The organism is Pseudacidobacterium ailaaui, from assembly GCF_000688455.1.
Lineage (GTDB): Bacteria > Acidobacteriota > Terriglobia > Terriglobales > Acidobacteriaceae > Pseudacidobacterium > Pseudacidobacterium ailaaui.
In genome coordinates, this window is record NZ_JIAL01000001.1 from 1,558,785 (window position 1) to 1,573,239 (window position 14,455).

Here is a 14,455-nt window from a genome sequence, read left to right on the forward strand (position 1 = left end):
AAGAAAACAGTTGACAATCGCAGAGGCGGTCTTCTAAAGTTGCGTTCGTCTGGAAACGATACCAAAAGGATTGGTATCGTTTCCAGATGCGAGAGACGAAAGGGGACGGCAAAAGATCGAATTTATCCGCTCATGCCGCCCTGAGACAGCGGACTCAAGACCTCTGGAGGTTGTGGGATGCAACGCCTTATCCATCAAGGTGCGCGCCTGTGTATGGCGCATACCGCGCTTCTTCTGTGTGTGCTGTTCCTGCAGTTCTGCACCGTACGGACCCTTCACGCACAGGCAAACGCCGGAATTACCGGCACCGTCACGGATTCGACCGGCGCCGTGATTGCGGGTGCCCAGATCACGATTACCAACCAATCCACTGGAGTGCAAAACCACGCTGTGACCAGTAGCTCGGGGACCTATACGGTCACGGGCCTGATCCCGGGCGCATATTCGGTTGAGGTGAATGCAGGGGGGTTTAAAACCTTCAGGATCAACAATATCAACGTGGAAGTCAGCACTACGGCCACCATCAACGCGACGCTGGCCACCGGAGAAACGTCAGAAACGGTGGAAGTCACGGCGAATCCGATTGCCCTGAACACGACCTCGCCCCAGCTTGGATCCACGATTGAGCCGACTGTGGTCAAGGCCCTGCCGGTCGAGGTCTCAGGCCGCGGACGTCAGGTAGACCAGCTGCAGTTTCTTGCCCCTGGTGTTACCGGCAACACCTTCTCGCACCGTGTGAATGGCGGCGTGGATTTCGAGCAGGAGATTGTCTACAACGGTGTTCCTGCGCCCCAGCCGGAGACCGAAGGATATACAACCAACTTCAATCCACCGTACGAAATGGTGCAGGAGTTCCGGGTCGAACGGTCCACTTTTTCCGCACAGTTCGGTTTAGGGCAAGGGGCGCTGACCTATCAGATGGCCTCGGGAACGAACCGGTATCATGGTGATCTGTTTGAGATCAACCGCAACAGCTTGTTTGACTCAGTCGGTTTCTTTAACGAAAAGGCGCAGGGCGGCAATGGCCAGGTCCCGGTGGACCATGAAAATAACTATGGTTTCACCGTAGGCGGTCCCATCTGGATCCCGAAGGTCTACGACGGCCATAACCGCACGTTTGGGCATTACAGCCAGGAATGGTACAAGCAGAACAACGAAAACACGGGAATCTCCACCGTTCCCAGCGCGCTTGAAAAGACCGGCGATTTCACGGATTTTGTAGACGGCGGCACGGGCCAGCAGATTCCGATTTTTGATCCGACGACGGGCAAGCAGTTTATGGGGCTGAAGAACGGAGTTCCAACGCCCAACGTGATTCCTTCCAACAGGATCAGCGGCAATTCGCAGTCCTTGCTGCAATACCTGCCTAACCCAGACCGTCCGGGTACGGGAATTGGCGGCCTGGACAGCAACAAAAGCTATGCCCCGTTCATCAACCCACATATTCAGCATGTTTGGGGATTCACAATCGACCAGGTCCTGACTCCGACGCAGGGACTGCACTACAGTCAATGGCGGAACAGCTTCAGCAATTACAGCTTTGATTACAGCCCGTTTGTGATTGCTCCGAATCCGCTGAACAGCATGAAGTTTGAGCCAGCACTAGGCAGCGGATTCCTGCTGACCTACAACAACACGGTCACACCCAATCTCGTCATGACGGCGGGCTTTGGGTGGATTGGCGAGATCAACAACCAGTTCAACATCACCAAGTACAGCTTTCCTGCGATTGCCGAGGGGGTGATTCCGCCCAATATCACCTTTGACGGACAGCATGCACCAACGAGCTGGGGTACCAGCGGCGCATGGCTGCAGTCGATTAACCGCAAGCTGGGACTGGCCCTGGTCAACAACTGGTTGTGGACCAAAGGCCGCAACACATTTAACATCGGCGGCGAATGGCGGCGTTCCTACCAGGACGACAACGAAGAGCAAACAGCAGGCGGACACTTTGCCTTCAGCCATCTGGAGACGGCCGATCCGAACAACCTGGACACGACGGGCAGCTCGTTTGCCAGCTACCTGCTGGGTCTGCCGGACTCGGCCAATCGCAGCAACTCGCAAGAGCTGCGTCTGCGCAACATGGACCTGTCGCCCTACATTCAGGACGACATCAAACTGACTCCAAAGCTGACGTTGAACCTCGGACTGCGTTGGGACATTCAGGTGCCGTTCACCGAAATGCATAACAATGTGGTCTTCTTTGATCCGAACAATCCGCGCACCAATCCGGCAGCAGGCGGACTTCCGGGTGCTTTGACAAAATTTGGGAACTGCACCGGGTGCGCCGGCTATGACCGTGCCTATATTCACTGGGGACATTTCGGGCCGCGGCTAGGCATGGCTTACCAGATCAACGACAAAACCGTGCTGCAGGCAGGCTACAGCGTTGCCTTCCTGAACGGCGGCGCGTATGAATACGGGACCAGCAAGGTGGCGGTGAACTATGGGAACCTCCTGGTAGGGTCCTTCGCCCAGAGTTCGACCGGGACCAATGTTTCCGCATACGGCAGCTGGGACACCCGCACGATGCCGAATCCCGGGCCGACGCCTTTCAGCCCCACGCTCGGCATTGGAGGTGTGCAGATTGATGCCTTCAGCTCGACAGACGGCTTTGCTCCCTACAGCCAGCAGTGGAACGTCAATGTGCAGCGCGAACTGCCTTATGACATCTTTCTGACCGCGGCCTGGGTAGGCAACCGGGAAATCCATTTGCCCAGCCAGTTGAATTCCATCAACCAGCTGGATCCGAAATACTTTGCTCTGGGTAATGATCTAAACCTGAGTTTCGCCGATGGTTCAGCACAGGCCAAGGGCTATCAGATGCCTTATCCGAATTTTGCCAATGATTTTGGCTCGGCGGCGACGGTAGCGCAGGCCCTGGTGCCGTATCCACAATATGGATTCATCTTCAACAACTTTGAAGGCTATGGCACAGCGTATTACCAGAGCGCGCAGCTCCAGGTGGAAAAGCGGTTCACGCATGGGCTTGCATTCCTGGCTGGATATACGATTGCGCGTGAATACAACAACACGAGCAGCGGGTTCACCAGCTTTATTTCGAATGCGCTGAACAAATACAACCAGAAACTGGAGTGGGCGCCCACCAGTGGTGCGCCTCCGCAGACCCTGAAAGTCAGCGGTACCTATGAGCTGCCGATTGGTCCCGGCAAGCGTTTCTTCAACAACAAGGGAGTGACCGGACAGATCCTGGGTGGCTGGCAGGTGGGCTGGATCACGGATTATGAGTCAGGCACTCCGTTTGGTGTATACCAGAACCTGTCCTTCCCCTATCCAAACGGGGGTGGGGAACGCCCGAACAGGAACCCTGCCGTAAAGCTCAGCACGGCTTCCTACAACCGCGAGAGAGACTACTTCCTGGGCAAGATCAGTTCCGCCCAGATCTTCAACCCGAGCGCCTTTACTGCCGCTCCGCTGTTTACGCTGGGCAACTCCATACGGAACTATAACGAACTCCGCAACCCCGCCTACTATAACGAAGATGCCAACGTCCGGAAGCACTTTTACTTTGGCGAGCGCTTCCAGGGCATCCTGCAGGTGGACTACTTCAACCTGTTCAACCGCGTGCAATTTAATGGGCCAGACAACAACATCAGTGATGGCACATTCGGGCTGGCGCAAAATGCGGGCCAGAACAATAGCAACCGGCAAGGACAGGTGATGTTCCGGCTGGAGTTTTAACGGGCAACGGACGCTGGCCGGGGCCTTTGTGGTCAGCGTCTTTCCACCATGAAACACTTGCCTCCATGCCGGACCGTCCACCACGGTCCGGCCCTTTCTTTCTTGCACATGCTGAGTTGGGTCAGAAATAATGGCACAGCGATGAATCCCCGGAAATCTGTGGTGCTTCTATTTTTCTGCTGTCTGCTTCTGGCGGCCCGCTTCTGCTGCGCGCAAACTGCGGAAGAGGAAGTGACGCCGCAGGTGCAATCGCTTTATGAACAGGCCAAAGCAGCGCAGCAGCGTGGAGACAATAGCACGGCGATCCAGAAATACCGCGCGATGGTGAAGCTGGCACCACATCTTGCGCCGGCCTACAACAATCTGGGGATGCTGTATTTCAATGAGGGCGATTATCCTCATGCGGTGCAGGCGCTGGAACAAGGGCTGAGACTCAACCCTGCGATGCCGACGGCCTCGGCGCTGCTGGGGCTGAGCTATGCACAGATGGGTGAAGACTCCAAGGCCGAGCCGCTGCTGGAAGCGGCAGTCCGCGCCAATCCAAACGACGATACGGCAACCATGGCGCTGGCGCACACGCTGGTCAATCTGAAGCGCCTGGATGATGCTATACCGTATTTAAGAAGCTATCTTGACCGCCATCCAAAAGACCAGCAGGCTTGGTATCTGCTGGGTAAGACCTATCTTCAGCTTTCAGAAGACGCTCTGGGACGCATCAACCAGATTGATCCCGACTCGGCCATGGCCCATATGGTTGCGGGTGAAATTGATGAGAGCATGAAGAACTACGATGGTGCACTTGTGGAATACAAGAAGGCCATCGACCTTGCTCCAAAACAGCCGGGGATGCATGAGCACATGGGGAATGTCTTTTGGGTGACGGGAAAGTGGGAGTCAGCACAGGCGGAGTTCCGGGCCGAACTGGCGAACAATCCAGGCAACTGCACCGTGCGCTGGAAGCTGGCCAATGCCATGCTGGAAGCGAATGCTTCCCCGCAGGAGGCCCTGACGGAAGTCAATCAGGCGATTGAGCGGTGCCCTGGCCTGATGCAGGCGCATGTGGACCGCGCGCGTGCGCTCATCAAGCTGGGCAAGCCAGACGAAGCACTTGCGGACCTGCTTCTGGCAGAAAAAGATTCTCCTGACGAGCCTTCCATCCACTTCCTTCTCTCTTCGGTATACAAGGCCGAGGGCAAGACTGCCGAGGCCCTGCAGGAGATACGTACCTACGGCCGCTTGCAGAGGCAGGCCAGCGAGGCCGTAGCGCAACAGGCAAGCGATGCAATTTCCATCAAAAACAGTGCACATTAGGGCCTTCGCAGCCGTGGCGGGTCTTGGATGCGTCCTGAGTGCTGCTGCACAGATGGGAGGCGTAAGCACAGGAGCTGCTGCTGCTCCGGTTTATGATGCCGAGCACCGGCCCATTACCGCAGGCGGGTTTGTAGACCACGGTCCGATTGTCTTTAGAGACATCACGAAAGAATCAGGGCTGGCGTCATGGCAGCATGTGGTTGGCACTCCGGAAAAGAAGTATATTGTCGAGTCGCTCGGCAGTGGTGTGGCGCTGCTCGATTATGACAACGATGGTTGGCTGGACATTTATCTGGTAAACGGCTCAACTTACGATGCAATGAGCGGAAAGGCGCCCCCGCCCCATGCTGCGCTCTTTCACAACAACCACGACGGAACGTTTACCAACGTTGCTGAGAGGGCCGGAGTCACGAATGATCGCTGGGGCGTCGGCGTAGCTGTGGGCGACTATGACAATGACGGCTGGCCGGACCTTTACGTCACCAACGTGGGCAAAAACCGTCTTTACCACAACAACCACGACGGCACATTTACCGACGTTGCAGAAAAGGCCGGAGTGGCCCTCGGTACATGGTCCACCAGCCCTACGTTTGGTGATTATGATGGCGACGGGCGGCTCGACCTCTTTGTTCCCGGATATACCAAATACGACTTCAGCAATCCACCCGCACCGGGTGCAACCTCCGTGGTCTCAAACACGTGTCAGTATCGCGGAGTACCAGTCTTCTGCGGTCCGCGCGGATTGAAGGGCGAGCAAGACCATCTGTTTCATAACAACGGAGATGGTACGTTCACCGACGTGAGTGTAAAGGCAGGTGTAGCCGATGCACCGGGATATTACGGTCTGGTCTCGCTCTTTGTCGATCTGAATGATGACGGCAGGCCCGATCTCTTAGTGGCCAACGACTCTACTCCGAACTATCTGTATCGCAACAAAGGCGACGGCACATTTGAGGACATCAGTTTTGAATCAGGCTACGCTGTGAACAATGATGGCCGGGAAACTGCCAGCATGGGCATTGCAGTCGGCGATTCTCTGAATCGCGGACGACTCGACATTCTGAACACGACCTTTTCCGATGACTACAAGGTGCTGTATCGAAACAATGGTGATTTTGATTTTACGGATGTCAGCAGTGAGGCGGGCATCGCAAAGGCCACCATACCGTTTCTAAGCTGGGGCGATGGCTTGATTGACTATGATAACGACGGATGGAAGGACATCTTTATCGCCAGTGGCCATGTTTATCCGCAGGCCGACCAGAACGACTGGGGTACCAGCGTGGCCGAGCGGCCGTTGCTCTTCAGGAACCTGGGCAATGGAAAGTTCGAGCTTGTTCCGCCTGTCAAAGGTACAGGACTCGCCGATGTCATTCGCGCCCGGGGCGCCGCTTTCGGGGACCTCTTCAATGATGGCAAGGTGGATGTTGTCATCAATAATGTAGATGGTCCGCCGACGCTGCTGCGCAATGTAAGCGACGACCACCATCACTGGATAGAATGCAGGCTTATTGGAGGGCCGAAGGGTCCGCGCGATGCGGTGGGAGCTGTGGTTTACCTTACAGCAGGAAAGATCAGGCAGCGAGGAGATGTTCTGAGCGGAGGCAGCTTCGCCTCATCGAATGATCCGCGTGTCCACTTTGGGCTTGGCGATGCCGACAAGATTGAGGACTTCGAAGTCCGCTGGCCGGATGGTGTACGGGAGAAGCTTTCTCCACCGGAGGTAGACCACATTTCTATCATTGAAGAAGGCAAGGGCATTCTGAAGGTGCAGAAGTGAGGCAGGACCGAATAGCACTCTGGCTTCTTCTCGTTCTTGCCGCAGGGGCATTCGCGCAGGAAACAGCCACGCCCGTCCGCGAAGCTGATGCAGTTTGCGCGCGGTGTCATCGGGACATTTTCAATGCATACCTGCAAACACCCATGGCCAATGCAAGCGGCGTTGCGATGGACAAGGCCATTCCCGGCGTGCTTGACCATAAGGCCTCGGGCACCGTTTACCGAGTGTTTGTTCAGGACGGAAACCTCATCCTGCAAATCCCGAAGACCGACAGTGAGTTCCGGCTGGAGTATTTCCTCGGCTCCGGACATTTGGGAACCACGTATCTTTACTCCATCCACGGCCACTTATTTGAATCACCGATCGCCTGGTACGCTGCTTCGCATTCGTATGACATGAAACCTGGTTTGGAAGGCGTAACTGCAATGCCACCCGCACTTCCCATGCAGGCAAGCTGCCTGCGTTGCCACATGAGCGCCGTGCAGAAGAGCGATGCAGGGACGATCAACTACTATGCCGGGCCGGCATTTGAGCATACGGGCATCACCTGTGAGGGGTGCCATGGAGACACCCAACAGCATGTGAGCAGCAACGGCAAGGGCCCGGTCGTCAATCCGGCAAAGCTGGATGCGGCGCGGCGCGATTCAGTCTGCATCAGTTGTCATCTGGAAGGGGACGTTTCTGTCGAAAAAGCAGGGCGTTCTTCCCTCGACTATAAACCTGGAGACAACATCGCTGATTTTCTGACTTACTTTGTCTATCAGGGGAAGAACCTGACCGAGCGCGGCGTCAGCGAGGTGGAGCAACTCGGCATGAGCCGTTGCAAGCGCGCCAGCGGAGACAGGATGTCCTGCACCAGTTGCCACGATCCGCATGTTTCGCCTGCGCCTGAGGAAAAAGCAGCCTTTTACCGGAAGAAATGTCTGGCTTGCCATACGGATGCGGCCTTCGCATCTTCCCATCACCCTGAGGAGCCTGACTGCACCCAATGTCATATGCCGCGCAGCAGCGCAGAAAACATTCCCCATGTTGCATGGACGGACCATCGCATCCGGAAAATTCCGGACAAAGTGGTCATGGCTGACCTGGACAATGGGGAGGAGCTTGTTCCCGTCTTCTCTCCGGAGGCAAACCAGCGCGACCTTGCGATGGCGTATTTTCAGGCTGCCATGGAGGGCAATGCAGCGCTGCATACGACTGCCCTGAATCTGCTTGAAAAGATCAGAGCTGGACTTTCAGACGACCTCGAAGCGCTTGCCGCCCTTGCGCTCGAAAGCGAGCGTCAGGGTGACTACAAACAGGCCGCGGATCTTTTCCGGGAGATACTCAAACGCGACCCGCAAAATCTTACCGCGCTTTCGAACCTCGGTACGCTTGAGGCCAGAGACGGCCATCTGCCAAGCGCCCTTATCTTCCTGAAACAGGCCTTCAGCCGGAACGAGAACATTGTGGGGCTGGCAAAAAATCTGGCGCAGGTGCAATGCATGAAGGGAGACGCAGCCTCTGCCAAGGCCACTCTGCAGGCGACCCTGCAATACAATCCAGGCCTTCCGGATGTGCAGCAGATGATCAAGCATCTTCAGTCCTGCGGCGACGCAAGGTCTGAAAAGAAACAGACGCAATGATAAGGCTGCTCCAATGCGGTGCTGTTCTGCTCTTCTGTGCACGGCTGGCGGCTGCCCAGTCTGACCCCCTGGCGAGCGCACACTCGCTTTTGGACCAGAAACAATTCATGCAGGCAGAAGCGCTCCTGCGCGGCTATCTCGCGGCACATCCCGCATCGGCGGATGCGCACTTTCTTCTTGGATACACCCTCTTCCGTGAAGGGCACCCCAGGGAATCCTTGGCTGAATTTACAGAAGGGGCAAAATACGAGCGCCCGAAAGCGGCGGACCTGAAGGTTGTGGCGGCCGACTATGTTCTTCTTGGCAGCTTTACCGATGCTGACAAGTGGCTGACGCTCGTCACAAAAGAAACACCAGAGGACGCAGATGCCTGGTATCTGCTGGGCCGCACCAAATATAACGAGAACCGCTTTGAGGAAGCCATTGAGAGCTTTCAGAGGACGCTGGCGCTTCGTCCGCATGACATCAAAGCAGAGAACAATATGGGACTCTCCTATCAGGGGCTGGACCAGACAGATGCGGCGAGAAAAGCATACGAAACGGCCATTGCCTGGCAGAAGGATGCATCCGCGAAAGATGCGCAGCCCTTTCTGAACCTGGGCAGCCTGTTGATGGAGCAAGACCAGCCTTCGCAGGCGTTGCCTTATCTGGAAGAGGCCGCTGTGCTGGCCCCGCACAACCCAAAGGTGCTGGAACAGCTTGGCCGGGCCTATGAACTGCTGGCCATGCATGGAAAGGCGGCAGAGGTCCTGGAACGGGCGGTGAGTCTTGCGCCCAATGCTTCTGCTCTGCATTACAGGCTGGGCCAGGTTTATCGCCATATGGGCAAGACGCAGCAGGCAGAGCAGCAGTTTGCCATCTGTGCCAAGCTGAACAGCACTCACTCTTCCGTGGAAACGCCCAATCCGGCGGAGCAGAAGTAGGGCTGCGGCGCTGCGGGAAGTTTTGGCCTGGGGACGACGAAGGACTGCGAAAGCCGCAGGGCGGAGCTTTTTTTCAACCATCCGGTGGAAGACAACGATCTGCGGCCGTAGCGATAATGAGCACCCGTAGCCAGTTCCTTTTTGCAGGTCATTCATTCATGTTTTCTTGTCCGTCTTTACGTCATCGGTGGAGGAGGTTCTATCTTGCAGTCTGCACGCTCGGTGTTTTTCTGCCTGTATTGTGGGCCTATGCCCAGCAGGCGGCATCACCTCCCATGTATGGTGGCAGTAAGGCGGCAGCCCCTATGGGCGGTTCCTCCACGGCCGGTGTATTTGCACCGGTCCTTGATTCTGAAAAGCGGCCCATCACCGCTGGTGGATTCGTAAAGAATGGGCCGGTCATTTTCGAGGACATCTCAGATAAGGCCGGGCTGACGGTGTGGCGCCATAAAATGGGCACCCCGCAGAAGACCTTCATTCTTGAGACCACCGGCTCCGGGGCCTGCCTGCTGGATTACGACCATGATGGATGGATCGACATTTATCTGGTAAACGGGTCCACCTATGAGGCTCTGGATGGCAATACGGAGCCGCCTCATGCAGCGCTCTTTCACAACAATCATGACGGGACGTTCACCGATGTTTCTGCAAAGGCAGGCGTGACCAACGACCGCTGGGGGTACGGTTGCGCCGTAGGCGATTATGACAACGATGGCTGGCCAGATCTTTATGTGACCAACTTTGGAAAGAACCGCCTCTTTCACAACAACCACGACGGCACCTTTACTGACGTTGCCGAAAAGGCAGGCGTCACACTCGGTAACTGGTCCACGGGAGCAAGTTTTGGCGATTTTGACGGCGATGGACGGCTGGACCTCTTTGTGCCTGGATATATCCATTACGACATCCAGCATCCACCGGTCCCAGGTTCGGCCGTGGTCGGTTTTGGATATTGCCAGTATCGGGGTGTGCCTGTGATGTGCGGACCGCGAGGCCTTGAAGGAGAGCCAGACCATTTATTTCATAACAACGGGGATGGCACATTTACGGATGTAAGTGAGAAGGCTGGTGTGGGCGATAAGAACCGCTACTACGGTTTCTCTTCGACTTTTGTGGATGTGAACAACGACGGCAAGGTAGACCTAGTGGTTGCCAACGATTCCACGCCGAACTACCTCTACATCAACCGGGGCGATGGCACATTTGAAGATGCGAGTTTTTATTCCGGTTTTGCGCTAAACCAGGATGCTCGTGAGACCGCATCCATGGGACTTGGAGTCGGAGACTATCTCAACAACGGGCGAGTGGACCTATACACCACGACCTTTTCTGACGATTACAAGACACTGTTCCGCAATGAAGGCGATGGGAACTTTTCCGAAATTACTCCGCAGATGGGGATCGCAGAAATCACGTTCCCTTTTCTGAGCTGGGCCACCGAGTTCATTGACTATGACAACGACGGTTGGAAAGACATTATGACGATCAGCGGCCATGTCTATCCACAGGCCGATGAAAACAACTGGGGCACAACCTTTGCCGAGCGTCCGCTGCTGTTCCACAACGTTGACCATGGCAGGAAGTTTGATGTGGTACCGGCAGTAGAAGGGACCGGGCTGGCGGATGTGATTCCGGGGCGCGGGGCCGCCTTCGGGGACCTCTTTAACGACGGGCGGATAGATGTGGTTGTGAATTGCATCGACCACACGCCCGTGCTGCTGCGCAATGTGAACGCCGATACGAACCACTGGGTCGCTCTGGTCCTCGAAGGTGGGCCGAAGGGGCCTCGCGACGCAATTGGCGCCACGGTATATCTGCGTGCGGGAGGCATCCGGCAGCGCGGGGACGTGATGAGCGGCGGCAGCTACGAGTCCTCCAATGATCAGAGGCTGCATTTCGGACTGGGACAGGCGACGACGGTCGAAGACGTGGAAATCCACTGGCCGGACGGGACTGTGGAACACCTTTCTGTGCCGAGTGTGGATCGTTTTTTCATGGTCGAAGAAGGAAAAGGGATCGTGCCCAGCGTTTATGACAGCGTTGTGGGGAAAGGCGTCTCCGGCACTGCTCCGGAGCGGGCGGCGAAACGGTGAGGCGTGGAAGGAGCAGAAACAGATACTGCCATGAAAAAGATCAGAGGCGTGTTTTCCATCACCGCAGCCTTTTTGCTGGCTGGTCATCTCGTTTCATCGCCGGCCGCCAGCCCGCAACAAGACCAGGCCAGCATCCAGAAAGCATATTCCAATCGTATCAGTAAAAGTTACAATTTTCGCTTTGGCAAAGACAAGCCCTTCGTGCCCGGGAACGCCGAAAGCCAACGCGGAGGATTTATCCAGCCAGGGGCCTTTCCTACGGCGGAGTATTGTGCGCATTGCCACCAGGAAGCGTACCAGCAATGGCGTCAGGCGCTGCACTCCAATTCCTTCCGCACTCCGTTTTATCGCACCAGCGTCAATCTTCTGATCCGCACGAAGGGCATTGAATTTTCCCGCCATTGCGACAGCTGCCATAATCCCATTGCGGTACTGTCTGGCGCGCTAACCGAAGATTCGCATGTGGACCGCAAGTTTGATGCGGATGGACTGACCTGCATGACGTGCCATTCGATCCAGGGGTTGCAATCCACCAATGGCAATGGAGGCTTTGTCATGGGCATTCCCGCAGTCATGGTGGATGAGAAGGGAAACCGTGTTCCCGGCGAGGTGCCTTATGAGGAAATTTTGAAGCATACTGACCGACATGCCGAAGCAGTGATGAAAGACTTCTACCGCACGCCGGAGTTCTGTGCAGCGTGCCACAAGGCGAACCTGCCGGAAACGCTCAACGACTACAAGTTTGTGCGTGCATTTACAACCTATGACGAATGGCAGAACTCAAAGTTTTCGCAAAGGAATCCGCTGACTTTTTATCCAGGCGATTTTACGACCTGTCAGGGATGCCACATGAAACGCGAGCCCAATAAGCTTCCGGACTACGGTGCGAAGCACGGAACGTTTGCCTCGCACCGATGGCTGGCAGGGAATACTGCGGTGCCTTTCTATTACGGCTTTGATGAGCAGCTGGAAAAAACGATCGAATTTCTGCGCTCGGGGAACTATCTTAACGTAGATATTTTTGGTATCCGGGTGTCAGGCAAGGAGAAACTGATTGCTCCGCTGGGCTCGGTTCCCTTCCACATAAACCCCGGCGATGTTCTGGAGACCTTTGTTGTGATCCAGAACCGGGGAATCGGCCACTCACTGCTTCCTGAAGTACGCGATCTCTATGAAGCCTGGGTGGAATTTACGGTGAGGGACGCCAGAGGAAAAGACGTCTACCACAGCGGCTTTCTGAAGCCGGATGGCTCCCTGGATGAGCATGCCCATAGCTTTACCAACCGGCCCGTGACGGCAAAGGGTGAGTTTGTGGACAACCACAAGGTATGGCTCATCCGTTCGGTGGCGTTTGATAATACCGTGCCTGCCGGAGGGGCTTCTCTGGTACGCTACCAATTTCGCCTTCCCGCTGACATACGAGGAAGCATCACCTTAACAGCCAGAGTGAACTACCGCCACCTTCGTCAGAGTTACCTGAACAACGTTTTCGGCAAAGAGCATCCGGCATATCCGGTGATCGAGCTGGCCAGCCGAACACGGACATTGCGGATTGGCAGCAACCTGCCGGAAAAGCCGGACCCCAGGGACAATCCGGACTGGATGCGCTGGAACAATCTAGGGATTTCCTATCTGGACCAGCTACCGGGAGTGGGTTTTCCGCCAGTCCGCACCGGCCATTATGCCGACGCCATCCAGGCCTTTGCTGAGGTAGTGAAGCTACGTCCTGACTATGCTGACGGATACACGAATATTGCGCTGACCGATATTGAGTGGGAGAAATACGACTCGGCGAGGAATGCGCTGGACCGGGCACTCTCGCTGAATCCGGACAGTGCCCGCGCACTGTACTACATGGCACTGGTGGAGCGGCGCACCGGCCATCCGGATGCAGAGATGGCTGACTTGAAGAAGGTGGTAGAACAGTATCCACAGTCGCGCGATGCCCGGCGTGAGCTGGGAATCACTTATTATCAGCAGCACAACTATACTGCCACCATAGAGCAGTTTGAAAAGCTGCAGGAGATTGACCCCGACGATCTTGCTGCCCATTACAACTTGTCCATTTTGTATCGGCGAATGGGCTGGAAGGACAAGGCGGCGCAGCAGCAGGCGATGTTTGTGACCAGGAAGTTTGATCCGAACTCGCCTACGTATTCTCTTACCTTCCTCCGCAATCACCCTGAGATCTCCAGCGAGAGCATTCCGTGGCACATGCACACAAGCCAGCCTCATGAAGGGGGGATATGTCCCCCCTGGCACCGATGGGGGGACAGGGTTACGGGAATCCAGGGGGCGGGAGTTATCAATGAGAAGTCCCCTGTTGCTGGTGCTCTTCTTTGCATGGTTCCCCGGTCTGTGCCGCGCGACAAGTGGGTGCCCATGGATCAACCAGGCGACGGCCCTGGGCGCATTGGGGACCCGTGAGGATTTGCCTGGGGCAAGCGCAGAGACGGGTCCTGCATCCTGCTATTTCGCTTATCACGATGGGAAGACTACCCGCGAGCTTCGTATCACGGTAGAAGATGCCGCAGTCCCGGAGCGGGCCTGGATGGCGGCCATGAAAACCCAGTGTGGCGCTCGAAGGATGGTTCTGCGCGCCATTGGCAATGAAGCGATCATGTGCTGGACCGGGCGATACGGGACAGGAGCGAGGGTTCTGGGGCGTGTTCGGGACAAGATCTTCACGATTGATATCAAGACCAGTGAAGAGAAGGCCTCGGAGATGAGCGAAGAAATCCTCGCTGAGAAGGCACGGCTTGTTGCCGAACAGGTATCCGGGAACCTGTTTTGATTCCTTCCAACGCGGGGAATGCGCCCTATCTGGGACTTTACTGGCGGAGGGAGAGGGATTCGAACCCCCGTTACCCTTTCGGGTAAAGCGGTTTTCAAGACCGCCTGTTTCAACCACTCACACATCCCTCCGCGAAAGGGAAAGTTTTCAGGCCATGGAAACGGGCAAGCGGACCCTTGCGGACCCTTCCGGATCCTAACTCTCATTGTACGATGCTCGGGCGCTCT

8 protein-coding genes and 1 tRNA gene are annotated in these 14,455 nt (G+C 56.1%); 8 read left to right on the plus strand and 1 reads right to left on the minus strand.

Going from position 1 to position 14,455, the window contains the following annotated elements:
* Nucleotides 1-177 precede the first annotated feature (177 nt).
* The 8 genes from N655_RS0106930 (at nt 178) to N655_RS0106965 (ending at nt 14,228) form a co-directional block, all read left to right on the plus strand.
* On the plus strand, nt 178-3,702 hold the full coding sequence (locus N655_RS0106930; protein ID WP_026442394.1) for a TonB-dependent receptor domain-containing protein: 3,525 nt from the start codon (nt 178-180) through the stop codon (nt 3,700-3,702).
* A 141-nt stretch (nt 3,703-3,843) separates the two neighbouring features.
* The gene (locus N655_RS0106935) at nt 3,844-5,013 is read left to right on the plus strand and encodes a tetratricopeptide repeat protein (protein ID WP_026442395.1); all 1,170 of its coding nucleotides are present in this window, start codon (nt 3,844-3,846) and stop codon (nt 5,011-5,013) included.
* A 52-nt stretch (nt 5,014-5,065) separates the two neighbouring features.
* Entirely contained in the window at nt 5,066-6,793 is a 1,728-nt protein-coding gene (locus tag N655_RS0106940; RefSeq protein ID WP_049961520.1) for a CRTAC1 family protein, read from the plus strand.
* On the plus strand, nt 6,790-8,418 hold the full coding sequence (locus N655_RS0106945) for a cytochrome c3 family protein (protein ID WP_026442397.1): 1,629 nt from the start codon (nt 6,790-6,792) through the stop codon (nt 8,416-8,418). The genes N655_RS0106940 and N655_RS0106945 overlap by 4 nt, the downstream gene beginning before the upstream one ends.
* On the plus strand, nt 8,415-9,341 hold the full coding sequence (locus tag N655_RS0106950) for a tetratricopeptide repeat protein (protein WP_026442398.1): 927 nt from the start codon (nt 8,415-8,417) through the stop codon (nt 9,339-9,341). Before N655_RS0106945 ends, N655_RS0106950 begins: the two co-directional genes overlap by 4 nt.
* 305 nt (nt 9,342-9,646) lie before the next feature.
* Entirely contained in the window at nt 9,647-11,434 is a 1,788-nt protein-coding gene (locus N655_RS17780; protein WP_049961307.1) for a CRTAC1 family protein, read from the plus strand.
* Between the two features lie 30 nt (nt 11,435-11,464).
* Entirely contained in the window at nt 11,465-13,861 is a 2,397-nt protein-coding gene (locus N655_RS17785; RefSeq protein WP_049961308.1) for a tetratricopeptide repeat protein, read from the plus strand.
* 4 nt (nt 13,862-13,865) lie between these two features.
* Complete coding sequence (locus tag N655_RS0106965; RefSeq protein ID WP_155987536.1) at nt 13,866-14,228, plus strand: hypothetical protein; 363 nt, start codon at nt 13,866-13,868, stop codon at nt 14,226-14,228.
* 41 nt (nt 14,229-14,269) lie between these two features.
* Here N655_RS0106965 and N655_RS0106970 read toward each other — a convergent pair.
* Nucleotides 14,270-14,359 (minus strand) — tRNA-Ser (locus N655_RS0106970).
* Nucleotides 14,360-14,455 lie beyond the last annotated feature (96 nt).

Bases quoted from the DNA above. Each gene is read 5' to 3' on its own strand.
- N655_RS17785 (WP_049961308.1), top strand. From the start codon at position 11,465: ATGAAAAAGATCAGAGGCGTGTTTTCCATCACCGCAGCCTTTTTGCTG.
- N655_RS0106935 (WP_026442395.1), top strand. From the start codon at position 3,844: ATGAATCCCCGGAAATCTGTGGTGCTTCTATTTTTCTGCTGTCTGCTT.
- N655_RS0106930 (WP_026442394.1), top strand. From the start codon at position 178: ATGCAACGCCTTATCCATCAAGGTGCGCGCCTGTGTATGGCGCATACC.
- N655_RS0106940 (WP_049961520.1), top strand. From the start codon at position 5,066: ATGGGAGGCGTAAGCACAGGAGCTGCTGCTGCTCCGGTTTATGATGCC.
- N655_RS0106950 (WP_026442398.1), top strand. From the start codon at position 8,415: ATGATAAGGCTGCTCCAATGCGGTGCTGTTCTGCTCTTCTGTGCACGG.
- N655_RS17780 (WP_049961307.1), top strand. From the start codon at position 9,647: ATGGGCGGTTCCTCCACGGCCGGTGTATTTGCACCGGTCCTTGATTCT.